Here is a 26,217-nt window from a genome sequence, read left to right as displayed (position 1 = left end):
CTTCCTTTCTAGCTGGATCAGCATTATTCAAACCGAAATAGTGGGGCCATATCCTCTCTTACGTGGTTCACAAAAAAGTAATCATTACTTGCCTTATCATATCGATAATCGTTTCTCCATTCATTTATGTTTAAGGTGATATCTCTTATGGCATTTACAAACAATAGGATTTCTTCGTTAGTCATAATCGGATGTAATGAGAAACGAACCCACCCTGGTTTCTCCGACAGATCTCCCTGATTAATCTGTTCAGAAATATGCTTAGAGGAAGGTTTATCAATGTGAAGGAGATAATGTCCGTAGGTCCCTGCACATGAGCAGCCACCTCTTACTTGAATCCCAAACCGGTCATTGAGAAGGCGCACGATTAGATTGTAATGGATTTTCTCAATATAAAAAGAAACAATACCCAGACGAACTTTTTTATGACCATCTAATAAATGAAGGCCGGGAATCTCTACTAATCTAGGTAATAAAATACTTAACTGTTCCTTCTCTCTTGTTAATATATTGTCCACACCCATTTGATTCTTCAAATTCAAACATAGGGCGGTCCGAATGGCTTGTAATATTCCTGGTGTCCCACCATCTTCACGCAGCTCGATACTGGTATGATATTGGTGCTCACCCCATGGATTCGTCCAGGTCACAGTCCCGCCCCCGGGATGGTCTGGAACATGATTAGCATATAACCTAGTATCAAAGACCAAAACACCACTAGTTCCCGGTCCCCCTAAAAACTTATGAGGAGAGAAAAAGACGGCATCAAGTTTTTCCAATGGGTCCTTTGGATGCATATTAATGGTCACATACGGAGCCGCAGCCGCAAAATCCACTATACAAATGCCACCATGTTGATGCATAATTTTTGCTAATTGATGGTATGGGGTTTGAACCCCTGTTACATTGGAGCATGCTGTAAACGAACCAATCTTCATTTTTCTATTCTTATATTGATGCAGCAGGTGAACAAGCTGATTTTTGTCCACGCCTCCTTCCTCGTCTGGACTTAATACAACCACATCCCCCAATGTCTCGAGCCAGGATGTCTGGTTTGAGTGATGTTCCATATGTGTAATAAAAATTACTGGTCGCTCATTTTCGGAAATCTGCAGCCGCCCTTTCCACTGTTCATGAACTCTAATTCCTAACAATCTCTGAAACTTATTCATCACAGAGGTCATTCCAAATCCATCCAGGATTAGGGCATCATGCTCGTCGGCGTTAACATGTTCCTTAATAATTTTTCTGGATTGATTATATATCCCTGTCATCATTAAACTAGTTATATTCGATTCTGTATGTGTATTTGCCATAAAGGGTCCGAATACCTCAGAAATTTTCTGTTCTATGGGTCGATAAAGTCGTCCGCTTGCCGTCCAGTCCGCATAGATGATTTTCTTTTTCCCATAGGGGGAATCAAACACTTGGTTCGTCCCAATCACTTGTGAGCGAAACGGTTGAAAATATTCTTCAAGGTTATCCGGAATCCGATAGGTTTTACTTCCAATATTAGCGGTGATCATTTGTTTCACACCTCACAATATAAATCTGTTATTAATATATGCAGGAATCTATAGCACGGTTTCTTTAACGAAATCTAAAAAGAGCAGCCCCCTATATGGGCTGCTCTTCTGGTATTAGTATTTACTAATAAGTAGTAATTTTCGCTGATTCTTTCCTTGTAACTTCCTCAATTTTTTGGATAAACATTTGAAAGACACGTCTTTTTTCCTCTAGGTCTTTTATGTATTCTTTTAGTTGGTTATAGCTTTCTTCAAATGGTTTATGGTACATGTCGCGAATTTTATCAATAATTTCTTCATTTACCGTCGATTGTATCACTTGCTTTGTTATGCCATATTTGTAGGAGTACACCTTTAATTCCTGTGCTACTTCATCATATTCATTTGCAATTTCAGTTAAGACTAGTGAAATATCATCTTTCCACTCATCTAATGATTTTTGCAAGTAGGATTTTGCCATTGTCTCTTCCATATAAACACCCGCCCTAATACAGTCTCGATTATGTTTATACTATTATAACGTGGTTTGATTACATTGAGGTTTCGGCCAGTTTACATTGTCTTTTCAATAGCTATTTTTTTGAGTCTTTCTCCTCAATCACCTGAGTAATTGGATCCGCACTAGTAATACTTTCTAGGTTTTTAATACGTGGCAGATTTCCTAGGATAAAGAACTCGTATAAAATCAATAAAAAAACTGTGCAAACCGATTGGTTGCACAGTTTTTTATGTTTCTAACTAAAAGATGGTTTTCGTAAAGAACAATGGGAGCTTTCGGAAAGAAGTTCTGGTGCAAAATCAGCCAGTTTCTTGATAAAATAACATGTTTCTGGAAAGTGGTGCTCTAAGAACTTGTTTTGAAAAAGAAATCAGTTCACTTGCTGAAAAACTCAAAGCAGGATCGATATTTCGAAGGTTATTAAGCAGGCTGCCGAATGATGAAATAAATCTTTCAGCAACTGCTATTTCCTATGTAACATTTTTGTTAACACTTCCTTGCACAACTAATTTTTTTGGAAAAAACAAATACCTCTTAAAAGTAATAGTTCTTAAATTAGTCTATCTTCACTGCTTTTTCGAAATCATCGAGTGTAGTTGAATATTTTATATACGTTCGAGGTAAATAGTAAAGCTCGTTCTTAAAGCCTGTCATTGAAAATGGGCCTGGCGTTGTAGTCAGTCCATACCGATAATACTTTTTCGCTTCCGCCACCACATGTTCATTCGTAATCCCATAGGGGTACGCTAGAGCAATAACAGCTTTACCTGTTATTTGCTGGATTTTTTCTTTCGATTCTTTTAGTTCATATTTTAAGTTTTCCTCTTTGATTAAATCTGGATGTGTAGCTGTATGTGACTGAATAGATATTAATCCTGAATCTGCTAACATTTTTAGATCTGCTTTAGATAAGCGGTTTGCCCTTCCTACGAAATCAGAAATTACAAAAAAGGTACCGGCTGGATGAAAACTTTCTGTTGTGAGTTTTTGAAAAATCGAATAGGCATTAAGATTATTTTTGTAACCATCATCAAAGGTGATAAAGATTGGCTTTTGAACAGTTTTAATATCCTTCCAACGCTCAAAAGTTAATAAGGTATAACCATGATCTCTTAAATATGCCATTTGTTTCTCAAAATTTTCTGGAGTTACATATAACTCCTTGGATCCAATACTGTCAAATTGATCGATGGAATGATAAATTAATATAGGAATCTTTTGCTTAGCATAGACGCTTTTGGGAAGACCTAAAATGAGAAGAGATAAGAATAGTAATAAAATCTTTTTCATAAAATTCCTCGCTTTTTGCGTTTTATATTTATCTTCCCCCTATTATTCCTCCAAAATATCATTTCATTAAAAAAGCTGCTTTTGGCAGCTTTCTACGATGGATGAGATCAACTCACAAAAAAGTGAAACAACTGGATTGGAGCTAGGGATTTTTTGTCCTGATGTATATTTCTTATTTTTCTTCCTTTTCCATTCCACAAATAATAGGTTCATCACAATGGCTAGGTATACTGCAATTGGAAAGGCTACTGAACTATCCAAAAATATGGAAAAAGGGATGACGACTATCCGAAAAGTAACGAACACCCATGTTATTGCATAACTACGAAGAATCCAGACCTTATGTGCACTTATTTTCCGCTGGGTTGCCTTGATTACGCCCATAGAAGTAGTCCACAGCCAAAAAGCATTTAGGACTAGAAATGCAATGGTTGACCCCTTTCCTCCTGTTGCAAAAAGAGAAATATATGGTACGACAAGTATATTAATAAAAATTGCTACTGCATAAATTTTGCCTAATATTTTATGAAGCTTTGGTTTCCTTTGGCTTATCTTAGTCAATTGAAAAGGACCAATCGCTAGAGAGATCGTACCAAATAAAATATGAGGATAGAAAAACCACTTCCACGTTGTCAATGAAAAATCTGGGTTTTCCATTTTTCCCTTAACCATTGGTGCCCATTCCACACCATTCAATAGAAACATAACAAAGATATAGACGGCGAATAAAGCAATCGTAAAATATAAAACGCCAATTGTAAGTTTCCTTTTCGTCTCATTCTTCATTTTATTTTCCTCCATTACCCCAAATTTTTTCAAAACATTTATATGGTACGGATCTGAATGGAAGTCGGATGATCCCTCTCTATCCTAATTGAATGTAACCCATTATTAACACCTCACTTAAGAAATGTACCGACAGTCGGTTTGTTTTTATCGTACAAACCCCCACCTAATGGGGCCCAAGAAAAGATTCATGTTAATGAATTCATAATCACTTTAAAAATATCACTTGCATCTACTTTGTCTTCTTTTGAGGAGCTCAAACTTTGCGTGACCCGTAAACCGTATGAAAAGGTCATCATTAGTGTTGACATCCTTTCTGCATCAATAGTAGGAGGGATCACGCCATTTTCCTGCCCCATCTTAATCCATTGGGTACCAGTATCTTTACTGTAGCGGAAAAGTTCAGTCAGGATATTTTTGACCTTTTCATTTTCTTGGCTTAACAAATATATAAAAATTAAGTTTCCAATATCATTGGAATTTTGCCGTGAGTGAAAAAATTGACTGACAACCCCAAACCGTCCTTGATTAGGACTTTCTTCTTGCATGGATTGAGTAATTGTCATTTGAAATTTTTCATTCATTTCTTCAATTTTAGATTTTAGAATGAGCCCGAACAACTCATCCTTACTGTCAACATAATGATAGATGGCCCCTTTAGATAGTCCAGATCTTTCAATAATGTCTTTTAGTGTCGTATTTCTACAGCCCTTTTCGATAATGATTTCTTCAGTTATTGATAGGATGTGTTGAAAGCTCGGGTTATCATAAATAGTTGAATTAGCCATAATACTACCTTCCTTAATTTCATGATGAGTTATTTATTATTAGTTAATAGGTCTAGACGTGTTTTTGCATACCTGCGATACACAATTGTAAATAAAATCGTTGCACTAATCACCCCCCAAAAAATCAGTTGTGACACCGCTAAAAATGCCGAGACCGATAGTTCGTAGACGAGAATGATTTTGGCAATCGCCTCACCTAATAATGCGATTCCCCAAATTGCTGTCATGATTCTAAGGACTAACCGAAAATATGGATGCTCCCAGTTTTTTTCGAATTGCCCCTTCTTTTCCGTGGCTTCACTTGCACTAAACCTGATGGCAAAATGATAAATTAATGGCTTTGCAAAGAACAAGGATGCGATAAATATCAGGCCTAGCAATCCTGTAACCATTGATTCTCTTAACAGGATAAGCCTTTCATTTCCACCAAGAACGAACGCCAGCAAGCTTAATACAAAGCCAGTTAGCATAAATAAACCAAACGCATCTGCTTTTCTATATTTCACAAGATGGAAAAGATTATCCGCCAATGGAATTAAAGTAGCAATTAAAAACGCAACAAAACTTGTGTACTAGTCTAATAGTAAGTTATAAACGATAACTGGTATCACTCCATTTATTACAATACTTAATACAATCGATTGGATCAATTTCTTTTTATAATTTACATTCACGTGTATGCCTCCCCTTTTTCACCTTTTAAATGTAATAAACTTATCTTACAAACCGACTGCCGGTTTGTAAATTGTTTTATTTACTTTTTTTCCCTTTTCGTATTTAAATTGCATTCTATATTCATGTGACATCCTTTCTTAATAAGTGGTAGACTAAAAACAACATTCTTCAAAGAAGGAGCTACATTCATGACCAATTATAAAGTTTTATTTTTAGATATCGATGGAACATTACTGAGACCAGATGGTACGATTGAAGATTCAACAAAAAAGGCCATTTCAAAGGTTCAGGCTCAGGGCTTGGAAGTTTTCTTAGCTACAGGAAGGCCACTACATGAATTAGATGAACTCGCAAAAGAGTTAAATATTCACTCATTCATTGGTTATAACGGTGCATATGCCATTTATAAAGGTGAAGATATATTCCAGGAGCCTATGAAGAGCTCTACAGTTATGAATTTCTTAGAGATTGCTAAGGATAACCAGCATGAAGTGGTCCTGTATACGAATAATAAGAACGTTTTTACCAATGTAGATTCTGGGATCACAACGGAGTTTATGCACAAATTCCACTTACATAAAAATGAACCTTATTCTCCTTCAGTTAATAGTTCGATCTTAGGGATGACACTAGTCAATCTAAAAAAAGATGACCCTGTCCTTTACAATAATGAAGAGGGAATCCATTTATCCCAAGTCAATGTCGAGGGAATGCATCATTGCTATGATGTAATCAGGGACAAAGTGAACAAAGGCTATGGAGTTCAAGTAGTTTTGAAGCGGCTAGGCATCAATAAGGAAAGTTCGATTGCATTTGGAGATGGAATGAATGATAAGGAAATGCTTCAAAACGTGGGCGAAAGCTTTGTCATGGGTAACGGCCATCCAGACCTTTTTAAATATGCAAAGCATAAAACTACCAAGGTTACTGATTCTGGAATATATAATGGGTTGAAAAAGCTTGGGATGGTGAATTGAGATAGGTAATAAATCATGATGCCAAATAAAAAGTGCAGAGCATTTCAATTTAACTTGAAACACTCTGCACTTTTTTGCGCTTTAGATCTTTGTGAAAATTATCCCAAGTAGAGCAGTACATACACCGATCACTTGATATCTTTTTAATTTTTCTTTAAAAAGTATAAACCCAGCTAGAACCACTACTAGACAATTTAAACTTACAATTGGAAACACAATACTTGCCGTTCCAGAATTAAGGGCATAGAAATAACTGCTATATCCTAAAATGCTAATTAGTCCAACAATGGATCCCACATTGGCTTCTGACCTCTGCCACTTTTCTTTTTTCAAGATACTGCAAATAGCTAAATAGACACTCCCCCCGCCATACATGGCAATGAGGATATCTAATGAATTTATTTGCAAATAGGATGTAGTTTTCATTAAAACCCCTAGTAAACCAAAAGAAAATATCGCAAGCCCAACGCGAATAATCCAAGGGAAATAATTTATTCCTCTATTATTACCAGATGAATACTGGATGGCCATGGCTGAGCCAAGCATAATTATGATTCCTACCCACTGAATCACTGTGATATGTTCATGAAAAAGAACGCCAGCACATACGATTGGAAATATTGTATTTGTTCCTACTAATGGCGATGTCAAACTAGCAGGGCCCTTTTCAAAGGCCTTTGACATTTGGATATTTCCGTTTGCATTTAATATTCCAATAAAAGCTCCTAGTAAAATGGTGATAAGATTCAAATGGACTGTCCCGTTTACAAAAGCAAATCCCAAAGTTAATAGGAATGCTACAAAATAGAAGAAGAACTGAATATGTACTTTCGACACTTTCTTCTCCGTGCTCCACTTGAAAATAGTATTATTAGTCCCAAAACAAACCATAGTAACAAAGGCCGCTGCAATCCACATGTTGAGATCCTTCTTTCTACATCAGTTCCTCTCCATATAATAAACCTCATTTCTACTCTGCTCAATCGTTTTTTTTTTAATAAATGCTCAATTTGCAAAATATTGTTGTTATTTCATGCTTTCCGTCTTGTTTTGATAGCTTTTGTCATCTAGCAGGAAAATGTGCTACCGAATGGTGAATTACTAACATAAAGATGAATTATTTCCGAGATAAATAGAAAGGAATGATTTTTATATGAAGACCTATACCTTAAAAGAAGTAGCCAAAAAAATAAATACAACACCAGGCACCATACGTCAATGGGAAAAAGATTTAGTTGATTTACTAGAAATTCCTCGTACAAAACAAGGGGCAAGAATATGTACAGATAGGGAGATTGACCAGCTAATAGAAATTAAACAACTTTATGAAAAAAAGTTAAGTAAGGAAACAATCAGGGAATGGATGCAAAAAAAACTTCACCCTGAAAGTGAGGATATACCCCAATCCCCCGCAGTTTCACAAGAGACCATTGAAAATCAGGATGTCTCAGAATCATTGGCAGTTCCACAAGGGGTCATTGAAAACCAGGATGTCCAAGAATCATTCGCTGTTTCACTCAATGGAATAGAAAATCTGGATATGCAAGAATCACCTATGGTCTCATTAGAGGTCATTTCTGACTCAGCCAAACCGATAACCATACAAGACGCTATAGATGCACATCAGTTTTTCGAGGCAATGGATACGTACAAGCAAAATTTCTTAAGCGACGTAAAAGATGAAATCCGGACGGTTGTTCGAAGAGAAGTACTAGATGAAGTAAAAAAGGAAATAAAGAATGGAACCTATACCACAGTTAAATCATTATCTGACTCGATATATAAATCATCTGCTAACACAAGAGCTGAAATTCAGGAGTTATCAGAGACTCTTGAAAAAGCATCTGAACTATCAGCTGACTCATTACAGTACCTATCCAACAACATTGCTAATGTTTCAATCGAGACTTCGCAAGAAATTTATACACTTTCCAAGCAGTTGTCAGAAACTTCCGAGGAACTATCCCACTATGTGGATGTTACTAATAACGAAATCTCAAGTCTCACAGAGGCAATGTCAAAAGAACGTGAATTTTTCCTTGAAGAGCGTAATCAGTATCGACATGAAATTTCGCAAAGAGAATTAGCCTTTCAACAAATGCTTAACAGTTATAGACATGTGGCTGCAACAAAAGAAAAGAAATGGTGGAAATTCTGGACTTAATACGAAAGTTTTCTTCGATTAGAACGACTCCCTTTTAAAGACAAAAAACAATAATTTCGTCACTCGTGGATTGCGGTTTATTTTATCAATGGAGGGATTCGAAATGAATACAAGTGAAGTAGCAAAATTATTAGGAGTATCTACAAGTACTATTCAGCGCTGGGTAAAACAGCTTGAGCTTCCAATGGAAAGAAATGAGCGTGGTCATTACCATTTTAGCAGCGAGGATATAGAACTATTAAAAAAAATACACGAACAGCTCCAAAACGGGACACTAATCCAAGAAATAGTCCCATTAAAAGAGAAAAAAAATCCTCGAAAAGGTGCTGTTAAAGCGGTAAATGACGATCAAGCACTAGAAAAGTTATATTCAAAAGTCAGTGAATTGGAAAGTAATCTAAATTCAAAAGCAGATTCGGTTGCTTCCTATCAACTCCTTCAGCATCGCCGTGAACTAGAGGATTTGCAACATCTCGTAAAAGATTTATCGCAGCAGGTAGAACAACTTCAAAAACAAATGAACCAACTAAAAATGACCTCGCAAATGGAAAAACCACTTGTATTTGATCACAGTAAAGTAAAAAGAAAAAAGAAAAATATTGTCAGTTCATTATTTGGGTTTTAGGTCGTTACAATTTTATAATTTAAATACACAAAAAATAGCCGAACTGGTCCATACTAGTTCGGCTTTCATTAACCACTCCCTGTATTCTTTTAAACTTTAAATTCGACAAGAGGTTGAGTATATTTTTTAATTAAATAACTTCCTAGAACGATACAGATCATAAAGGAAAGAACGAAAAGTAAAAGATAATTCCCTGAAATGGAGATGATACTTTTATTTGGAAGAATCTCTTGGAGCGATTTAATAATAAATCCATGAAGCAAATAGACATATAAAGTTCTTTCACCAATTTTCGTTACTTTAAATTGATTGGAAGGTATTAATGCTAAAAACCCAAATACAACTATTAATGTCAGCCCATATTGAAGTCCTCGCAACAGCCCATCGGCCAACTCTTTTTCCCCCATATTTGCATATGATGTATCGCCCAGAAGCCATGGCACCGCATCTTGAGGGAAACTGAACCCAAAGAAAATATAAGTCCCGATAATGATTATTATACCAACTGGAAGTGAATATCTGGCCCGAATTACTTTCTTTAACTGATCACCATTTAGTAAAAAACCCAAGAGGAAATAGGGAAAAAATACAAATGTTCTTGATAGGCTTAAAAAACTACCCGCGTGATCAACAAAACCAATCGCAATTCCCAAGACAATGGCAATAAAAAAGCCCCTCCATCTTAACCTTGCAAAGAGATATAGCAGTAAATTCCAAAAAAACAAACTCATCAAAAACCAAAGCGACCAATGAGGATGTAAAAAATCAATTTCTATATTATTTTCCTGCCCATTTAAATAATAATATATGGAATAGATCATCTGAAAAATAAAATAAGGAAGTAATATCTTCTTAATAGACTTTATAAAGTAGCCTTTCTTTTTATAACCTTTCGCGAAGTATCCAGAGATTAGGATAAAAGCGGGCATATGGAATAGAAAAATAACTGTATATAAAGTGAAAAGGATCCCATCATGTTCCTTTAATGGACTTATGAGATGCCCAAAAACGACGAGAAAAATCAAAATGAATTTTGCATTATCAAAATATTTACTCCTTTTTGAAGCTGAAGCCATCATATCACCCCATAGGTTAATTCAATCAAAAAGGTATATTAATTTTTTTCCAAACCCTCACCATTTAATTCCCAAGACCAATTCTCTTAGTTGTTAACCAATCATAACAAAAGAACATTACAGGAATATGTATATAAATTAACTTTCTGTTGCATGGTTATTACGATTTTGAAATAATAATCTCATATACCTACGATTATATTACCACTTCACTCTTAATAAACCCTTAAAATTGAATGTTAAAAAAATCAAAAAAAGGCCACTCCTTTTTTCGTTAAGGAATGGCTTTTACTAATTCATAAAGTAATATCTACAAGATGATTCCTGATGGTTTCCTGATAATTCCCTCTTAATTCATCTTGTGAGATCCGAAGAGCTTTTGAAACGTGATAAAGATATTCATGGTCGCTTCGAAGCCAAGAAGAATAATTTCTTTTTAAATACCGTTCTGCATCCGCGAATGCAGAGAAAGACTGCTCCAATTTCTTCTTATTATGTATTATAGAAAAATAGCCATCTCCACATGGAATGATATATGAACTTTCTCCTAACGGGTTCTGATAAGATGTTCCAACCTGTGAATCCTTAACATTAAATTCATTCCGATCTGCATCTGGTTTAAGTGGAATCGTTTCAAAAACATTTATTACAAACTTTTCAAACGCTTCCCTTGTCATTTCTGATCCAGAGGCTTTCGGATGCCCTCCTCCTCCGTACTTTTTTGCATATTCGGCTACATTTATTTCATCATGAATGGTTCGAAATCCCATCTTCTTTCCACCCATATTCAGAAGGACAATCATATCCAAATGCGGATATAAATTATTTAATTCATTCCCTAGCTCTGATAAATATTGTTCGGCATGAACAATTCCAACACAGTAATCATCAATAAAAGTTTGAACCAGTTGTCTACTTTTCGAATGGATGTAACGATGAATTTTTTGTTCCTCGATATCAAGCAGCATATGTTCCGTATCGGTCAAAACAAATGATTCATTATTTTCAGTCAACCTTTTTAACATTTCCTCCTCAAACAGTTCACGACTCATAATATAGAACAAATCATTTAATCGTTTGGCTGTTAAATTATTATTTTCATCCCACTCCCAAGTGTCATATTGACGTACTAATTCGATAAATTCTTCAAGTGCTTTATTTCGTTCCATCATTTTGTGTTCAATTAGGTAATCATAAAATAAAGAAGTTGCACAAGTCTTTTTTCCCGTCTCATACTCAGGAATTACGCTCCCCCATTTGTATTGATTAAAATGCAAAGCAGTCACATGATGATCGATCATTTGAACTGGTTTTCCCTTTTGGAACCGCTCCTCGAGTTTTTTCTCTACCTGCTCATTTACAGCCAAATCAGTAATGTAGATTTCCACATTATTATTCTCAGGGTTTTTAATAACTGCTTCCACTCTTTGATTTAAATTTCGATAAGAACAGTAAAATATATTGGCCTTGTCTGCAAATGCCAGTTTCGCAATAAGTCCACAACCAAGACCATCAAGATCAATATCCGTAAAAATAATCATCCTATCTACCACCATCCATTTTTCGCTTCATAACGTATCGTTTGGTTTCAGCAAATTTTTTATGCAGGTTAACCTAGTTATGATTTAACATTAATCTTTATTTTATCATATAGAAAATAATACCACCTACCATTATGACCTGGTGATAGTAATCACAGACATATTAAAAATGACATGGTATGATGCATGGGAAGTTTCTATTACAAACAATGAAACGGGGTTATAATTTGAACTTTCCACAACTTAAAATAGGCCATATGAGACCTCAGGTTCCAATCATGCAAGGTGGAATGGGTGTCGGTATTTCTCTAAGCAAATTGGCTTCAGCTGTCGCAAATGCAGGCGGGATTGGGATTATATCTGGAACAGGGATTTCAACTGACGAAATGAGAACACATATAAGAAAAGCTAAAAGTCTGATCAAAGATGCAGGATACATTGGTGTAAATGTTCTATTCGCGATGAATGACTTTGCAGAAAAAATGAAAGCAGCTCTAGAAGAAAAAGTTGACTTTATTATTTCTGGAGCTGGAATCTCACGAGATATGTACGCATGGGGAAGAGAAGCAGGAATTCCTGTTATCTCTATAGTCTCGTCTGCTAAATTAGCCAGGATTTCCGAACGACTGGGAGCAGTAGCAGTTGTCGTTGAAGGCTTTGAAGCAGGGGGACATCTTGGAACAGACCGCCCAATGTTTGATATCCTCCCAGAAATCGTTGAAGCGGTTTCCATCCCCGTTATTGCGGCAGGAGGAATCATGACTGGCGGCGATATTGCAAAAGCTCTTGCAATGGGTGCGTCTGGTGTACAAATGGGTACACGCTTTGTAGCCAGCGAGGAATGTGATGCCCCATTAACTTTTAAACAAAAATATGTTGATGCAGGTAAAGAAGATTTGGTTTTGGTAAAAACAACCGTTGGTCTTCACGGAAGAGCCATTAATAATAATTTTGCAAAATTAATTAGTGGTACAGATAAGCTAAAAATCGCTAAATGCATTGATTGCTTAAAGAATTGTTCTTACCGCTTTTGCACCATGGATTCTCTTTTGGTATCCATGAATGGTGATGCGGAAAATGGCCTTGTTTTTGCAGGGGCTAGAGTTGGAGAAATCAAAGATATTCTTCCCGTTCAAACAATCATTGATAATCTTACATTAGAATACAATCAGGCTATCTAGCATATTTAAAAGAGCCAACCGTACAGTTGGCTCTTTCCTGTTCCTGTTATGGTAAATTTCTGAATTTGTTCTGAATCGGTGTACGTGGTTTTGGCTCTGGGATTACATCAGGATAGCCTACTCCCAGAACGCCAATAATATCATAGCCATCCGGAACACCAAGAATCCCCCTGTTTTTGGGCGTAATGCCAATCGATGACCAAAAGGTCCCAACCCCTTCTGTCCATGCAGCTAAATTAAAATTTTGGATAAAGCACGCAGTTGCCAGCGCATTCTCCACTGTTTCTACGGATGTCGCCCCGTGCTTGGATAAAATCATCAGTACTATTGGTGCGTTTCCAAAATTAGTTTTATGGTTTAGCTTTTCTCTTGTTTCTGCTCCAATAAAGTAAATCTCCCATGGTTCTGTCATGCGGTGATTGGGTGCCATGGCAGCAGCCTCTAGCCATGCGTGAAGTGAATTTTTGTCAATTTCATCAGGTTTGAATTTTTTTATGTTGCGCCGAGTTTTAATTAAATCAATAATATTCAATCAATAACTCCCCTTTTATATTCATATCGAAACCCATCGTAATATCTTATGTCTCTCCCAATATTTTGTACGTAAAAGTTTTAATTCCCCAGTTTATAATATCCACGTTTTAAGCCGTAATAGCAGAACCATAGTGATTGGACAAAGAAGAAAATCCCCCAAATAGGAGCTGGAATAAAACCTGTGATCCGCGCAAGATTGGCTGCATCCCCTGCTGATTGGGGCTGATATATACTAATGAATAATATTTCATAAGCACTTTGTACTGAATCAACCAATAAAATTGAAGCAATTAAAAGTAATAAGTTATCTCTAAAGTTTTGACTCCCTTTAATGAGTAATAAAAGAAAGACAACGGCAAATGAGCATAGCCAAAACAACCCGTAAGGATTCCTTACCCAAAAAATAAGATTCAAACCGATAAAACCTAGCAATATATCAATCAACACAATCTGCTTTTTCTTTCCAATTAGTAAAAATGAGACAAATGCCATAAAGGAGGCAAAGGTATACCCACCAAGGCTGGTAAGGAAGCTTCCCAAATAAGAAGACTGATTACTATATGTAGCCCCTTCGGAATTCATAAATAAAGATATTCTTTCTACATTACCCCCAAAAAGAGCAATCAAAGCATGACCTGATTCATGTATAAGTGTATTAATGACTTTGACATAGTTTCCTAGCAATGGCACATGGATCAACAGAAAAGCAAACACGAGGAAAAGGAAAAACTTCGCACTGAATTTGTCTCGAACAAAGCTCAAAATAGATTCTCCTCTTTTTTAAAAATTTAATTACTAACACCATTTTAACATTTTATGTTATTACTATTGCAAATTTCAGCTCTTTCTTAAAAATCGGCTTGATTAGACAAACCAACAACTTTTATGTTACCATTAAGTTGTTGCATTGACGCAAGACAACTTAATTATTGGGGGGAATGGAATTGATAGAATTTAAAAACATTGTTAAGAAGTATCGGACAAAAACAATTATTAATCCTTTTTCATTAGATATTGAGGCTGGACAGTTAGTTGTTTTTATCGGACCGAGTGGCTGTGGGAAAACCACTTTACTGAAAATGATTAATAAATTGATTCAGCCAACTTCTGGAAAAATTTATGTAAATGGGACGGATATCTCAACCATAAATCCAATTGAGCTCCGCAGAAACATTGGCTATGTCATTCAAAATACTGGTTTATTTCCACATATGTCCATTAAAGAAAATTTAGAATTGATTCCAAAGCTAAAGGGTGAAGATCCCGCTTCGATTACCCAAAAAACAGGTGAATTGCTAGAGTTGGTCGGCTTAGATCCTAAGGAGTTCTTACATCGTTTTCCGAAGGAATTGAGCGGGGGACAACAGCAAAGAATTGGCGTGGCAAGAGCCTTCTCAACCAACTCCGATATCATTTTAATGGATGAACCATTTAGCGCCTTAGATCCAGTCACAAGAAGCTCCCTTCAAGATGAACTCTTCCAAATGCAAAAGGAATTAAACAAGACGATTATTTTCGTCACCCACGATATGGACGAAGCTATTAAAATAGCAGATAAGATTTGCATTCTAAAAGACGGTGATATTCTCCAATATGATACGCCTGAAAACATTCTTAAAAATCCTGCTAATGACTTTGTTGAAGAATTTATTGGAAAAAGAAGAGTTTGGAATAATCCTGAATTATTAATGGCCGAGGATATTATGATACCTAATCCAGTAAAAATTACCGCAAGGCGGACCGTACTTCAGGCCATTGAGATTATGAAGGACCATAAGGTAGACAGCCTAATAGTTACTGACAAACATAATGTCCTTAAGGGTTTAGTGACATTAAAAAGCATCCAGTTGTTAAATCGAACGACGTCGATTGAAATGATTATGGAACAAAATGTTCTTTCCGTTTCACAGGGTGCCAATTTAATTTCTGTGTTAGCTACAATGAATGAACATAAAATCGGTTATGTACCTGTTGTGAATAGTCATAACCAATTAATTGGTCTCATTACAAGAAGTAGTATTCTATCTGCATTAAGCAGCCAACTAATTGATTTGGAGGTGGCCTTTTAATGAGTGGATTTTGGAACTATTTAACCACAAACTATGAGCAGATTTTAAGTTTACTTGGGCAGCATCTTTACTTAAGTGTGATTTCTGTATTAGTAGCGATTATAATTGGGATTCCGCTCGGTATATTAATTTCAAGAGAACCAAAGCTCTCAAAACCTATTATTGGAACTACGAATGTGATTCAAGCTGTACCGAGTTTGGCATTACTTGGATTTCTCATCCCATTCGTTGGAATCGGCAGTACCCCAGCGATTATCATGGTCGTTCTATATTCGCTGCTTCCCATCGTTAAAAACACTTACACTGGTTTAACGAATATTGATGGAGACATTCTGGAAGCCGCCAGAGGTATCGGTCTGACCAAGAGTCAAACGATGAGAAAGGTTCAGTTACCACTAGCCTTCCCGATGATTATGGCGGGTATCAGAATTTCAGCGGTTACCGCTGTTGGATTAATGACCATTGCAGCCTTCATCGGTGCAGGCGGACTTGGGTATCTCGTATTTTCTGGTGTGCAAACAGTTGACAATTATATGATTTTGGCCGGAGCTATTCCAGCCTGTATTCTTGCACTTCTCATTGATTATATTGTCGGAAAACTCGAATCCTCACTTTCTTATACAAGCAAGCAAAGATCAGCAAAAAAGACTGGTAAAACCACTAAAAAAATAATGATTAGTATGGCCTGTATTTTGTTAATCATTGCCGGGACTATTACTGCTTATTCAAAGGCAAACGCAAAGGATAAAATTGTAATTGGTTCAAAAAATTTCAGCGAACAAATGATATTAGGTAATATGCTCGCTGATTTAATAGAAAATAAGACTGATATTCAAGTAGAAAGAAAACTAAATCTTGGTGGTAGTCAGGTTGCCTTCAGTGCCCTTAAAAATGGGGACATTGACATGTATGTTGAATATACGGGGACAGGATTAATTAATATCTTAAAGAAGAAGCCACAGAGTGATCCGGACATCGTCTACGATATTGTCCAGAAGGAATTCAAGCAAAAATATGGTTTTGAATTGTTAAAACCGCTTGGATTTAATAACACCTATGCCTTAGCAATTCGTCAAGACACCGCAAAAGAATATGGTTTAAAGACGATCTCTGATTTAGCAAAGATAAGCTCGGAATTAACCATGGGTCCGACGATCGAATTTCCAAATCGCGAGGACGGATTACGCGGACTTTCCAAAAAGTATAATTTGAAATTTAAAGACGTAAAAGCCATTGACGGCGGGTTACGCTATACTGCATTAAACAACCATAAAAGTGATGTCATCGATGCCTTTTCGACGGACGGGTTACTTGAAGAGTTTAAATTGAAGGTATTAGAGGATGATAAAAACTTCTTCCCTCCCTATTATGCCGTACCGATGATAAAAGAAGAAACATTAAAAGAACATCCAGAACTAAAAAAGATTATTAATTCCTTATCTGGTAAGCTAACTGATGAAAAAATGCGCGAACTCAACTATAAGGTCGACAGCCTCAAACAGTCACCTGCCAAAGTCGCAAAAGAATTTTTGGAAACAGAAGGATTATTAGAATAATAGTGGAAAAGGAAAAAGCCGGACCTCAACATCCGGCTTTTTCTCATATATTCCAACCCGTTTTTACTCTTCCATAAAGTGAATCACCCGGTCATGAGTTTCTTCAGCACCTATGATAAGCAGGACATCCCCTTCAAGAATTACCGCATAAGGTCCCGGTGAGATAATTAATTCACCTTTCCGTTTCATGCCGATCACGGTTCCCCCGGTATTTTGCCAAAACTTCAATTCCGAAATAGTTTGTCCTATATGAATACAGCCTGGAAAAACTTCTACCTCGATTGGCGCCAATGGGTTCGTGTGACGAAGCTTTCCAGAGTAGTCCATGATTTTTCTAAGCGTGTCAAACAGCTGCTCATCGAGCTTGTCTCTTTCAGAAATCAGTGAGTTCATTTGCTTTTCAAGATCTTTAATACTTGCGATGTTGGAAAACCGTTGAATATATTTATAGGCATTTTCTCGAGAAGATATGACGATTCCACTACCTTTAGTGGATTGGACAATCTCGACATCCTCTAGAATCTTAATGGCTCTCCTAACAGTTTCAGGGGAAACCTTGTATTCACTTGCTAACGTCGATCTGCCATGAATCTTTTCTCCTACCTTAAATTTCCCATCGTAGATTCTATTTGCTAGATCTATCGCTATTCGCTCGTAAGTTGGTATTTGTGCCTTTTGCATAGCTTCCTCCGCCATCTATTCTTTACCTGAGTCTGTACATAATTATAGTAATTGCTACTTATCAAATATACTCTTTTCCATGTGTATATGCGAGAACAAATATTTCATTTCCACTCAGTTTAACTTTCCATGATTTCATTTGTATTTATTGGACATAATTGTAAGGAATCTTGTTTAATGGGGTGAAGTATTTGAAACGGAAAGTAATTATCCTTTTAAGTGTTGTTTTTATTCTATTAATGTCTGCCTTATTTGTTTATTACCTTATTAAAGAGGATTCCTCGAGATGGCAAGTAGCACTTGGCGGCATTCTTGTGAGTGGATTGCCCCTCCTACTAATATTTAAGAAAAAGAATCCATTTAACCTCCCAATTATAATAGGTTATTATATGTTAATTTTCTGTACATTATTTTTAGGATCGATCGCGAGTTTTTACCTTCATTATAAATGGTGGGACTCTACCATTCATATTTTAAAGGGTATGTATGTAGCTTTTGTTGGTATAACTTTATTTAAATTATTCATCCCGAACGATGTGCGGAATGATGCTTCAAGATGGATTTTATTTCTTTTTGTTCTTTCACTCTCAGTCCTAGCAAGTGCACTTTGGGAGATCTATGAGTTTGTGGGTGATCAAACGTTTACTCACACCATGCAAAGAGGCGGAAATAAAGATACAATGTATGACTTACTCTGTGGGTTTGCGGGGGGACTCCTAGTCTCCTTTTACGCCTTTGTGCGAAAGCCTAAAGTATGAGAGGAGGAAATTTATGAATCGAAAGCTTGTCATCATTTTCAGTTTAATCTATGTCATTTTTATGGCAGCATTAGCCGTCTACTACTTTTCAAACGATGTAACCTTTAAAGGAACAGTTGCCATTGGAGGAATTGTTTGTGGAGCAGTCCCTTTATTATTGGCCTTATTTACTAAGCTCCAATTCAATTTGCCCATTGTCATTTCTTATTTAATTTTCTTAGTCGGTTCACAATATCTCGGTTCCATATTAGGCTGGTATGGACTCGGTTGGTGGGACACCTTTATGCACGTGGTCAGTGGAGCCATTCTCGCTTTTTCTGGAATTGCTTTATATGAACGATTGATCCATAGAAATGCGGGGGATAAAATATCGCCATGGTTTGTGTTTTTATTTACGTTATCCTTTGCAGCACTCGGTGGAGTACTATGGGAAATTTATGAATTTAGCTCTGACCAAATTTTTGATATGACCTTACAAGGCGGCGGAAATAAAGATACGATGACGGATTTAATTGCTGATACAATTGGCGGACTTGTTATTGCAATGTGGGCTGGGATTCGAACAAGGATTAAGTTAAAAAAGGGGCGATAGAAAAAGGTACGTCGTTTTTGACGTACCTTTTTACTACGCTTAAAATTAAACCGTTACTGCGACAAAAAATTCCTCATAAAGAGCTTGAACCGCTCTTTTTTCATCTACTACTTTAACCCCAAACATCATGCTCACCTCAGATGAACCTTGGTTAATCATTTCGATATTAATACTAGCTTTCGCCAATGCTTTGGAGGCTCTTGCCATTGTTCCTACATTATGGCGCATGCCCTCTCCCACAACCATAATGAGAGCTAGGCTATGTTCAAATTTCACTTGATCGGCATGTAATTCAGTTTCAATCCGTTCTTTAATCGCCTTTTCCGTTTCTGCATCCATTTGATTTTCACGGAGGATAACAGAAACATCATCAATTCCAGAAGGCGTATGTTCATAGGATAGTCCGAAGTCCTCTAAGATACTTAAAAGCTTGCGGCCAAAACCTATCTCTCTATTCATTAAGTATTTGCTTACATATATACTACAAAAACCTTGATCACTTGCAATTCCAATAACAGGCCCATTCGTATTGTCTCGCTCATAAACAATCCTCGTTCCTGGTGCACTTGGATTGTTTGTATTTTTGATTTGAACAGGTATTCCCGCTCTGAATGCTGGAACAAGTGCTTCATCATGTAATACGGTAAATCCTGCATATGAAAGCTCTCGCATTTCCCGGTAGGTTAATTCCTTTATTTCCTTCGGCTCCTTTACAATAGAAGGGTTCACGGAATAAACAGCATCTACATCCGTAAAGTTCTCATATAAGTCTGCTTTCAGTGCATTTGCAAGGATTGAACCAGTAATATCGGACCCACTTCGCGAAAAGGTAAAAACCTCTCCTTGTTTGCTATATCCAAAGAATCCAGGGAAAATTAATATCCCAGAACGATCGTGCAGCGAATATAACTGACTATAGGCTTCTGGTAATGCTTGAGCATTGCCAGGCTCATCACTGACAAGGAGACCGGCTTCTTTAGGGTCAACATAATAGGCCTCAACCCCCTGCTCCTGGAAATAAGCTGCTACCAATTTGGCGTGATTATCCTCACCGCTCGCTTTTAATAAATCCAGAAAACGATCCGGTTTTGTTTTGTCGCTACTCAACCTCTTTGTTAAATCGTCATGAATTTCGTTAATAATTTCTAAAGGTAGGGATAATTCTTCGGCGATAGTGGAATATCTATCGATGACTGCATCAAATTTTTCCCTTGGATTTTTATTTTGTAAACATAACTCTCCACATTCAATTAATAAATCAGTTACCTTGTTATCTTCCGAAAACCTTTTTCCTGGCGCAGATACTACAACTACCTTCCGCTCGGAATCTGAAACAACTATCTTAAATACCTTCTCAATTTGTTTTCCGGATGCTAACGAGGACCCGCCAAACTTTACGACCTTCATCCCTACATCTCCCTAATATCTAAAAATATAATTTTAATTTTAACGATATTCAGAAAATAATCAAGTTATTTCTTTTATACAAAGACATTTGTACACCAGCAGTGGACAGTGAGATAAAAAAAAACAGTAGATTTCCTCTCGAAATCCACTGTTTTAGATGTTCGTTTACAAATGTTTTGTTTTTTCTACCCAATCGATAAAGTTATTCATCACAGTATCTAGGAATCCAAGTGTAGGTTCATGTGTTAATTTCCCGTCTTCATCCACCTTTTCATGGACAGCATTGATAAATACTTCATTTCCTGGAATCGTTAATGCTCCCATAGCAGCTAATATTTGTCTAAGATTAACCTGTGCTCTTACTGTTCCAAGAACACCTGGTGTGGCGCCAACAATCATTACTGGTTTTTTCATCATTACTTTATCCACTCGCGAAAACCAATCAAGTGCATTTTTCAAAAATGCAGGAATGGCATGATTATATTCTGGAGTGGCAATTAATACACCATCACTTGCTGCCACTATTTTTTTGATTTGAATCACAACTTCTGCTGGTGTTAACTCATCATCCTGGTTGTACATTGGAAGGTCTTCGATCGGTAATATCTCAATTTCAACTTTTTCGAGATAACGTTCCTTCAGTAATTCTACCAGCTTTTTATTAATAGATTGCTTTCTATTACTGCCAACGATTGCTACGATTTTCATAAAAATAAACTCCTTATCCTTGAATTTCAAGCTGCAATATAACTATAATCATTGTTTCTTAAAATAACCAAGGATATGCTCTTATAGATACTAACGAATAAGTTCAATAAAATGGGAAAGAATCTTAGCGGTTAATCCCCAAATTACTTTTCCTTGATACCGGTAGAAATATTCCTCGACCCCTCGAGTCCGCCAATTATAATTCTCCCCGCCGACAATTAGGTCAAAGGGAAAATTCTCTTCAGGTTCCGGCCTAAATTCAATATGATATATCTCTGGCTCATTATTTATAAAAAAAGATAGTGGTACAGTAAAAATCTCCCCGACTTCTGATGGATTTGGAACGATCCTATTCGGATGTTTAATGTATCCAACAAAAGGATAGATAATCATTCCAAATGGTGAAATCATATAATCTAGTGGGTTAATGTCTGCAATTTGCTCTTTGGTAATTCCTAATTCCTCAACCGTTTCTCGGATAGCTGCATCTTTTTCATCGATATCCTGTGCGTCAATTCCCCCCCCTGGAAAACATATTTCTCCAGGCTGCCTCCTTAGTTCTAGGGAACGAACCTCTAACAACACGTGAATCCCATCCTCTTTTTCAATGAGTGGTACCATGACAGCATATTTTGAAAATTTCTCACTTCCAAGAATTTTAGGAGTATGACTTTTTAATTTAGTTACTATTGATTCCAGTTCCATGATTTCACCTCTATTCATTTACAATTTTTTCTTATTACTACCATACCACTTTTTACCTTAGATTGAAAAAACAATCCAACTTGTAATACGTTGGATTGTTCTGAAAAATCATTAATCCTTCTTTTCATACCAAGAATACATATAGTTGGCATCTTCTATTTTTTGTGCGGTTTTTACGATTTTTAGAGGATGAAAGGTGTCGATCATAACGGCCAGTTCAAGAGTTTCCTTTTTTCCAATACTCGCTTCCGTTTTCCCAGGATGAGGTCCATGTGGGATCCCGCCTGGATGAAGCGTGATGGAACCCTCCTGTACTCCTTTACGACTCATAAAATTTCCTTCCACATAATAAAGGAGTTCGTCACTGTTAACGTTACTATGATAATAGGGAGCAGGAATCGATTCTGGATGATAATCATACAGCCTCGGGACGAATGAGCAAACGACAAAATTATTACCTTCAAAGGTTTGATGGACGGGTGGCGGCTGATGGACTCTTCCTGTGATTGGTTCAAAATCTGCGATGTTAAAGGCCCATGGATATAAATACCCATCCCAGCCAACTACATCAAGTGGATGATGTCCAATGATATGTGAGGATAACTTCCCTCTTGATTTCGTTAAAACCTCAAATTCACCCTTTTCATCAAATGTCGTCAATTCTTCCGGTCCACGAAGGTCTCTTTCACAAAATGGGCTATGCTCTAAAAGTTGACCATATTCATTTCGGTACCTTCTAGGAGTTGTTATTTGGCTGAAGGATTCAACAAACAACATTTTCGTTTCTTCATTTTCGTTCGGGATCACACGGTAAATGGTACCAATCGGAATAATAAGATAATCACCCGGACTGTAAGAAAGGTTCCCGAACATTGTTTCTAGTTTCCCTGAGCCATAGTGGACATAAAGCATTTCATCGCCATCACCATTCCGATAATAGCTTTGCATCGCCATCGTCACATTGGCTGTTCCAATTAATAAATCCTGATTTCCCAAAATATATTCCCTTGCCTTTAGGGCGTCCCCTTTGGTTACTACTTTACTTGTAAAAAAGTGGCGGTGTTTTAGCGGCTGCTGGTCTTCATATTCGGGTAAGTAGTTGCCGACCATTTCTGCCTTCACCACTTCTGTCGGCATATATTGATGATACAAAATAGATTGGGTTCCAGAGAATCCACGAGTCCCCATTACCTGCTCTCTGTAAAGACTCCCATCTTCCTTTTTAAACATCGTATGCCGTTTGTGCGGAATCTTACCCATTTGACGGTAATACATCTTCTCACCTCTCTTCAGCGATTATCTCATTCTGTAACACTCCAAGATAATCAATCTCTAGTTCGACTTGATCATCAGGCATAAGCCAGCGATGGACCTTCTCTCCAAGCTCAAGAATACATCCAGATCCAACTGTACCTGAACCAATCATCTCTCCAGGGTATAAAGTCACGCCAGCAGAAGCCCTCTCAATCATCTCAGCAAATGAATAATATAAGTCTTTCATATTCCCCTTGGAAAGAAGAACCCCATTGACACGGGCTTTCATCGAAAGATTGAAGCCCTTTCCTAATTTAAATGGTTCTAACTCGTCTTTTGTGACAATCCACGGTCCAATCGATGTCGAGAAATCCTTCCCCTTTGCAGGCCCCAGTCCAATCTTCATTTCCCTTCTTTGTAGGTCTCTTGCGCTCCAATCATTTAAAATACAATAGCCAAAAATATACTCATCTGCCTCATCTGCGGAAATATTTCTGCCTTTTTTGCCAATAATGCATGCGATCTCCAGCTCATAATCAAGCCAGTTACAATTTACAGGCTTGATTATTTCCTCTCCTGGTCCCTTAATTGCAAGATGATTGGAAAAGTAAAAGACAGGGATTTCGTACCATTCTGGAATCATCTCGAGGCCCCTATTCTCCCTCGCTGTTTTCACATGCTGCTCAAATGCATAAAAATCACGAAAACTCCTCGGAATAGGTAGTGGTGCCTTTAAACAAAGTTGACTCAATGGATAAACTCCTTTTTGTCCCTTTGTAAATGGGGTTAAACTAGCCACTGTTTCCAGATTGGCGTCACTATTTTCAAGAAAAGCTAATAGATTACTTGGCAGCACCCCGCCTGATGCCTCATACATATCAATGGCATGGTCTTGGTCAAGTAACCAGCCTGCTCGGATTGTCCCATCCATTTTTTCAAAAGTAACGAATTTCACGACACTCACCTTTTCTCCATTTTTCGATCCATTTCAAACATTTTAGCTAACGGGTCAGTATAGATGTTCCCAGCCATCCGTCCAATTGGGTTCAGCTTGGCCGTATCAATTCTCCCTATATCAAATAGTTCATCGGTCACATGGACATGAACTACTTTTCCTATTACAAGGCTCCCTGCACCGGGCTTATTACCAAAATGTAATACCTGCTCTAATTCACATTCTAAATGAACGAGTGATTCCTTGATACGCGGTACACTCACCTTTAAACTTGGTTCCTTCGTTAAACCCACTTCTGCTATTTCGTCGATATCCGGGTTGAATTCGATCGCACAGTCATTCATTTGCTCAGCCATGCTATTACTTACAATATTAATAACAAATTGACCTGTGCTTTCAATATTTACAAGTGTATCTTTCTTAGCCCCATCCGTTCCTCTTCTCATCGGTGAAAAACAGATAAGCATGGGGTCCGCACAAATCGCAGTAAAAAAACTAAATGGTGCTGCATTAGCTACCCCATTTCCATCTATGGTCGAAACAAAAGCAATTGGACGGGGAAGGATCGAACCAACTAATAGTTTATATGCCTCTCTCCATTCCAGTGTTTTCGGCGAGATCTCCATAACATATTCACCCCTTACAGGTTAACTTTTAAAAAAAGGGAGTAATATCTCTCCCTTTTCCTACTCCGCTCTATACTTTTGTCCTTTAAACCCTTGCTCTTTATATTAGAGATTTCCTCGTCTTTCCTGCTCCCGTTCAATTGACTCAAATAAAGCTTTAAAGTTTCCTTCACCAAAACCACGTGCCCCTTTTCGTTGAATAATTTCAACAAATAATGTCGGACGGTCTACGATTGGTTTTGTAAAAATTTGCAGTAAATACCCCTCATCATCACGGTCTACTAAAATATTTAGTTCGCGAAGCTTTTCAATTTCTTCATCAATTTTACCGATGCGTTCACCTAAGGATTCATAATATGCTGGTGGAGTATTCAGGAATTCTACCCCATTCTCCTTTAAAATAGCGACAGTTGATACAATATCTTCCGTTAATATCGCCAAATGCTGGACACCCGGACCATTGTAGAATTCTAGATATTCCTGTATTTGTGATTTGCGTTTTCCGACTGCCGGTTCATTGATTGGGAATTTAATCCGCCCTCCGTTATGCATAACCTTTGACATTAGAGCTGAGTATTCCGTCGTGATGTCCTTGTCAGAGAAATGTTTCATTTCCTTAAAGCCCATTACCTTAGCGTAATATTCGACCCACTCCTCCATCCTCTCCACGTTTCCCACTACATGATCGATCCCAATTAACCCGGCATCTTTAATCGGAAGTGGCGCCGAGTATACGACATACCCGGGTAAAAATTCCCCTTGATAATTTTTCCGTTCAATTAACGTATGGATGGTATCCCCATATGTTCCAAGAACGGCTTTTTTAATCACACCTGTTTCATCCTTGATTTCAGATGGGGCAGCAATCACAATGGCTCCTCTTTTCACTGCCTCTTCAAAAGCTTTCTCAACATTATCGACTAACAGGGCTATGTCCTTCACACCGTCACCGTGTTTTTTTACAAATTGGGAAACTCCACTGTCTTCGGTATAGGAGCCTGTAAGGACGAGGCGAATATTCCGTTGCTTTAAACAATAGGAAGCGGTTTCACGATTACCAGTTTCAAGACCAGCGTAAGCTACTGGTTGAAATCCAAAGGCAGTGCAAAAAAAGTGACATGCTTGCTTGGCATTCCCTGTGTAAATTTCAATATAATCAACATCTCGAACGGGGAAAAAATCATCAACTAATTGGTCTGCTCTTACTCTATTTTCTTTCATTTAGAAACCCCCATTAGTTTAAA

The 26,217-nt window shown here is 37.2% G+C and carries 26 protein-coding genes and 1 pseudogene; 8 read left to right on the top strand and 19 right to left on the bottom strand.

What is annotated here, in order from left to right; genetic code table 11:
* Positions 1–23: 23 nt before the first annotated feature.
* From J7E67_RS21490 to J7E67_RS21465, 6 genes and pseudogenes are all read right to left on the bottom strand, one after another.
* Positions 24–1,526, bottom strand: coding sequence for an aminotransferase class V-fold PLP-dependent enzyme (locus J7E67_RS21490; RefSeq protein WP_214712197.1), 1,503 nt, complete (start codon positions 1,524–1,526; stop codon positions 24–26).
* A 124-nt stretch (positions 1,527–1,650) separates the two neighbouring features.
* On the bottom strand, positions 1,651–1,998 hold the full coding sequence (locus J7E67_RS21485) for a hypothetical protein (RefSeq protein ID WP_168244713.1): 348 nt from the start codon (positions 1,996–1,998) through the stop codon (positions 1,651–1,653).
* A 582-nt stretch (positions 1,999–2,580) separates the two neighbouring features.
* Positions 2,581–3,315: a polysaccharide deacetylase family protein gene (locus J7E67_RS21480; protein ID WP_214732797.1), complete on the bottom strand. Its 735-nt coding sequence runs from the start codon at positions 3,313–3,315 to the stop codon at positions 2,581–2,583.
* Between the two features lie 66 nt (positions 3,316–3,381).
* Complete coding sequence (locus J7E67_RS21475) at positions 3,382–4,101, bottom strand: DUF2306 domain-containing protein (RefSeq protein ID WP_214732796.1); 720 nt, start codon at positions 4,099–4,101, stop codon at positions 3,382–3,384.
* A gap of 188 nt (positions 4,102–4,289) precedes the next feature.
* Complete coding sequence (locus tag J7E67_RS21470; protein ID WP_214732795.1) at positions 4,290–4,889, bottom strand: TetR/AcrR family transcriptional regulator; 600 nt, start codon at positions 4,887–4,889, stop codon at positions 4,290–4,292.
* Between the two features lie 29 nt (positions 4,890–4,918).
* Positions 4,919–5,443: pseudogene (locus J7E67_RS21465) on the bottom strand (VC0807 family protein); the annotation flags it as partial.
* A gap of 309 nt (positions 5,444–5,752) precedes the next feature.
* On the opposite strand from J7E67_RS21465, the gene J7E67_RS21460 reads away from it, so the two are divergent.
* Complete coding sequence (locus tag J7E67_RS21460) at positions 5,753–6,541, top strand: Cof-type HAD-IIB family hydrolase (protein ID WP_214712183.1); 789 nt, start codon at positions 5,753–5,755, stop codon at positions 6,539–6,541.
* 81 nt (positions 6,542–6,622) lie between these two features.
* On the opposite strand, the gene J7E67_RS21455 is transcribed toward J7E67_RS21460, so the two are convergent.
* Positions 6,623–7,459 carry a DMT family transporter gene (locus J7E67_RS21455; RefSeq protein WP_214712181.1) on the bottom strand — a complete coding sequence of 279 codons (837 nt, stop codon included), beginning with the start codon at positions 7,457–7,459 and terminating at the stop codon, positions 6,623–6,625.
* Between the two features lie 235 nt (positions 7,460–7,694).
* Here J7E67_RS21455 and J7E67_RS21450 point away from each other — a divergent pair, with 235 nt between their 5' ends.
* Both J7E67_RS21450 and J7E67_RS21445 read left to right on the top strand, forming a co-directional pair.
* The gene (locus tag J7E67_RS21450) at positions 7,695–8,705 is read left to right on the top strand and encodes a MerR family transcriptional regulator (protein ID WP_214712179.1); all 1,011 of its coding nucleotides are present in this window, start codon (positions 7,695–7,697) and stop codon (positions 8,703–8,705) included.
* 103 nt (positions 8,706–8,808) lie between these two features.
* Positions 8,809–9,330, top strand: coding sequence for a MerR family transcriptional regulator (locus J7E67_RS21445; protein WP_214712178.1), 522 nt, complete (start codon positions 8,809–8,811; stop codon positions 9,328–9,330).
* Between the two features lie 89 nt (positions 9,331–9,419).
* Here J7E67_RS21445 and J7E67_RS21440 read toward each other — a convergent pair whose 3' ends face one another.
* The gene (locus tag J7E67_RS21440; RefSeq protein ID WP_251026906.1) at positions 9,420–10,409 is read right to left on the bottom strand and encodes an acyltransferase family protein; all 990 of its coding nucleotides are present in this window, start codon (positions 10,407–10,409) and stop codon (positions 9,420–9,422) included.
* Positions 10,410–10,702: 293 nt separating this feature from the next.
* Positions 10,703–11,947: a DHH family phosphoesterase gene (locus J7E67_RS21435; RefSeq protein WP_214732793.1), complete on the bottom strand. Its 1,245-nt coding sequence runs from the start codon at positions 11,945–11,947 to the stop codon at positions 10,703–10,705.
* Positions 11,948–12,156: 209 nt separating this feature from the next.
* Here J7E67_RS21435 and J7E67_RS21430 point away from each other — a divergent pair, with 209 nt between their 5' ends.
* Positions 12,157–13,128: an NAD(P)H-dependent flavin oxidoreductase gene (locus J7E67_RS21430; protein WP_214712175.1), complete on the top strand. Its 972-nt coding sequence runs from the start codon at positions 12,157–12,159 to the stop codon at positions 13,126–13,128.
* Between the two features lie 46 nt (positions 13,129–13,174).
* Here the strand turns inward: J7E67_RS21430 and J7E67_RS21425 are convergent, their stop codons facing one another.
* Both J7E67_RS21425 and J7E67_RS21420 read right to left on the bottom strand, forming a co-directional pair.
* Positions 13,175–13,660, bottom strand: coding sequence for a nitroreductase family protein (locus J7E67_RS21425; protein WP_214712174.1), 486 nt, complete (start codon positions 13,658–13,660; stop codon positions 13,175–13,177).
* Positions 13,661–13,740: 80 nt separating this feature from the next.
* Positions 13,741–14,424, bottom strand: coding sequence for a M50 family metallopeptidase (locus tag J7E67_RS21420; RefSeq protein ID WP_214732792.1), 684 nt, complete (start codon positions 14,422–14,424; stop codon positions 13,741–13,743).
* 182 nt (positions 14,425–14,606) lie between these two features.
* Between J7E67_RS21420 and J7E67_RS21415 the strand changes: the two genes are divergently transcribed.
* Positions 14,607–15,731 carry an ABC transporter ATP-binding protein gene (locus J7E67_RS21415; RefSeq protein WP_214732791.1) on the top strand — a complete coding sequence of 375 codons (1,125 nt, stop codon included), beginning with the start codon at positions 14,607–14,609 and terminating at the stop codon, positions 15,729–15,731.
* A complete protein-coding gene (locus J7E67_RS21410; RefSeq protein WP_214732790.1) occupies positions 15,731–17,287 on the top strand; it encodes an ABC transporter permease/substrate-binding protein in 1,557 nt (518 codons plus the stop codon). The genes J7E67_RS21415 and J7E67_RS21410 overlap by 1 nt, the downstream gene beginning before the upstream one ends.
* A gap of 63 nt (positions 17,288–17,350) precedes the next feature.
* Here J7E67_RS21410 and J7E67_RS21405 read toward each other — a convergent pair whose 3' ends face one another.
* Positions 17,351–17,968: a GntR family transcriptional regulator gene (locus J7E67_RS21405; RefSeq protein ID WP_214712165.1), complete on the bottom strand. Its 618-nt coding sequence runs from the start codon at positions 17,966–17,968 to the stop codon at positions 17,351–17,353.
* A 191-nt stretch (positions 17,969–18,159) separates the two neighbouring features.
* Between J7E67_RS21405 and J7E67_RS21400 the strand changes: the two genes are divergently transcribed.
* Both J7E67_RS21400 and J7E67_RS21395 read left to right on the top strand, forming a co-directional pair.
* Complete coding sequence (locus tag J7E67_RS21400; protein WP_214732789.1) at positions 18,160–18,726, top strand: DUF2238 domain-containing protein; 567 nt, start codon at positions 18,160–18,162, stop codon at positions 18,724–18,726.
* Between the two features lie 13 nt (positions 18,727–18,739).
* The gene (locus J7E67_RS21395) at positions 18,740–19,318 is read left to right on the top strand and encodes a DUF2238 domain-containing protein (RefSeq protein ID WP_214712162.1); all 579 of its coding nucleotides are present in this window, start codon (positions 18,740–18,742) and stop codon (positions 19,316–19,318) included.
* Between the two features lie 45 nt (positions 19,319–19,363).
* Here the strand turns inward: J7E67_RS21395 and J7E67_RS21390 are convergent, their stop codons facing one another.
* The 7 genes from J7E67_RS21390 to hppD form a co-directional block, all read right to left on the bottom strand.
* Positions 19,364–20,725 carry an aspartate kinase gene (locus J7E67_RS21390; RefSeq protein ID WP_214712161.1) on the bottom strand — a complete coding sequence of 454 codons (1,362 nt, stop codon included), beginning with the start codon at positions 20,723–20,725 and terminating at the stop codon, positions 19,364–19,366.
* 165 nt (positions 20,726–20,890) lie between these two features.
* Positions 20,891–21,433 carry an NADPH-dependent FMN reductase gene (locus J7E67_RS21385; protein WP_214712160.1) on the bottom strand — a complete coding sequence of 181 codons (543 nt, stop codon included), beginning with the start codon at positions 21,431–21,433 and terminating at the stop codon, positions 20,891–20,893.
* A gap of 90 nt (positions 21,434–21,523) precedes the next feature.
* Positions 21,524–22,138, bottom strand: a complete 615-nt coding sequence (locus J7E67_RS21380; protein ID WP_214712159.1) for an NUDIX hydrolase — start codon at positions 22,136–22,138, stop codon at positions 21,524–21,526.
* Between the two features lie 111 nt (positions 22,139–22,249).
* Entirely contained in the window at positions 22,250–23,413 is a 1,164-nt protein-coding gene (locus J7E67_RS21375; RefSeq protein ID WP_214712158.1) for a homogentisate 1,2-dioxygenase, read from the bottom strand.
* A gap of 4 nt (positions 23,414–23,417) precedes the next feature.
* On the bottom strand, positions 23,418–24,347 hold the full coding sequence (locus J7E67_RS21370; RefSeq protein ID WP_308161465.1) for a fumarylacetoacetate hydrolase family protein: 930 nt from the start codon (positions 24,345–24,347) through the stop codon (positions 23,418–23,420).
* A gap of 5 nt (positions 24,348–24,352) precedes the next feature.
* Positions 24,353–24,973 carry a flavin reductase family protein gene (locus J7E67_RS21365; protein ID WP_214732788.1) on the bottom strand — a complete coding sequence of 207 codons (621 nt, stop codon included), beginning with the start codon at positions 24,971–24,973 and terminating at the stop codon, positions 24,353–24,355.
* Positions 24,974–25,078: 105 nt separating this feature from the next.
* Positions 25,079–26,194 (bottom strand): 4-hydroxyphenylpyruvate dioxygenase, encoded by a 1,116-nt coding sequence (gene hppD / locus J7E67_RS21360; RefSeq protein ID WP_214732787.1) that lies wholly within the window; start codon positions 26,192–26,194, stop codon positions 25,079–25,081.
* Between the last annotated feature and the right edge of the window lie 23 nt (positions 26,195–26,217).

The sequence above is a fragment of the Bacillus sp. ISL-46 genome, assembly GCF_018613205.1.
Note: the sequence above shows the minus strand (reverse complement) of the source record. Positions and strands in the feature narration are given on the sequence as shown.

Bases quoted from the DNA above. Each gene is read 5' to 3' on its own strand.
- J7E67_RS21490 (WP_214712197.1), bottom strand. From the start codon at position 1,526: ATGATCACCGCTAATATTGGAAGTAAAACCTATCGGATTCCGGATAAC.
- J7E67_RS21475 (WP_214732796.1), bottom strand. From the start codon at position 4,101: ATGAAGAATGAGACGAAAAGGAAACTTACAATTGGCGTTTTATATTTT.
- J7E67_RS21390 (WP_214712161.1), bottom strand. From the start codon at position 20,725: ATGAAGGTCGTAAAGTTTGGCGGGTCCTCGTTAGCATCCGGAAAACAA.
- J7E67_RS21440 (WP_251026906.1), bottom strand. From the start codon at position 10,409: ATGATGGCTTCAGCTTCAAAAAGGAGTAAATATTTTGATAATGCAAAA.
- J7E67_RS21365 (WP_214732788.1), bottom strand. From the start codon at position 24,973: ATGGAGATCTCGCCGAAAACACTGGAATGGAGAGAGGCATATAAACTA.
- J7E67_RS21450 (WP_214712179.1), top strand. From the start codon at position 7,695: ATGAAGACCTATACCTTAAAAGAAGTAGCCAAAAAAATAAATACAACA.
- J7E67_RS21430 (WP_214712175.1), top strand. From the start codon at position 12,157: ATGAAACGGGGTTATAATTTGAACTTTCCACAACTTAAAATAGGCCAT.
- J7E67_RS21435 (WP_214732793.1), bottom strand. From the start codon at position 11,947: ATGATTATTTTTACGGATATTGATCTTGATGGTCTTGGTTGTGGACTT.
- J7E67_RS21405 (WP_214712165.1), bottom strand. From the start codon at position 17,968: ATGCAAAAGGCACAAATACCAACTTACGAGCGAATAGCGATAGATCTA.
- J7E67_RS21455 (WP_214712181.1), bottom strand. From the start codon at position 7,459: ATGTGGATTGCAGCGGCCTTTGTTACTATGGTTTGTTTTGGGACTAAT.
- J7E67_RS21470 (WP_214732795.1), bottom strand. From the start codon at position 4,889: ATGGCTAATTCAACTATTTATGATAACCCGAGCTTTCAACACATCCTA.
- J7E67_RS21485 (WP_168244713.1), bottom strand. From the start codon at position 1,998: ATGGAAGAGACAATGGCAAAATCCTACTTGCAAAAATCATTAGATGAG.
- J7E67_RS21385 (WP_214712160.1), bottom strand. From the start codon at position 21,433: ATGAAAATCGTAGCAATCGTTGGCAGTAATAGAAAGCAATCTATTAAT.
- J7E67_RS21395 (WP_214712162.1), top strand. From the start codon at position 18,740: ATGAATCGAAAGCTTGTCATCATTTTCAGTTTAATCTATGTCATTTTT.
- J7E67_RS21480 (WP_214732797.1), bottom strand. From the start codon at position 3,315: ATGAAAAAGATTTTATTACTATTCTTATCTCTTCTCATTTTAGGTCTT.
- hppD (WP_214732787.1), bottom strand. From the start codon at position 26,194: ATGAAAGAAAATAGAGTAAGAGCAGACCAATTAGTTGATGATTTTTTC.
- J7E67_RS21380 (WP_214712159.1), bottom strand. From the start codon at position 22,138: ATGGAACTGGAATCAATAGTAACTAAATTAAAAAGTCATACTCCTAAA.
- J7E67_RS21410 (WP_214732790.1), top strand. From the start codon at position 15,731: ATGAGTGGATTTTGGAACTATTTAACCACAAACTATGAGCAGATTTTA.
- J7E67_RS21445 (WP_214712178.1), top strand. From the start codon at position 8,809: ATGAATACAAGTGAAGTAGCAAAATTATTAGGAGTATCTACAAGTACT.
- J7E67_RS21375 (WP_214712158.1), bottom strand. From the start codon at position 23,413: ATGTATTACCGTCAAATGGGTAAGATTCCGCACAAACGGCATACGATG.
- J7E67_RS21460 (WP_214712183.1), top strand. From the start codon at position 5,753: ATGACCAATTATAAAGTTTTATTTTTAGATATCGATGGAACATTACTG.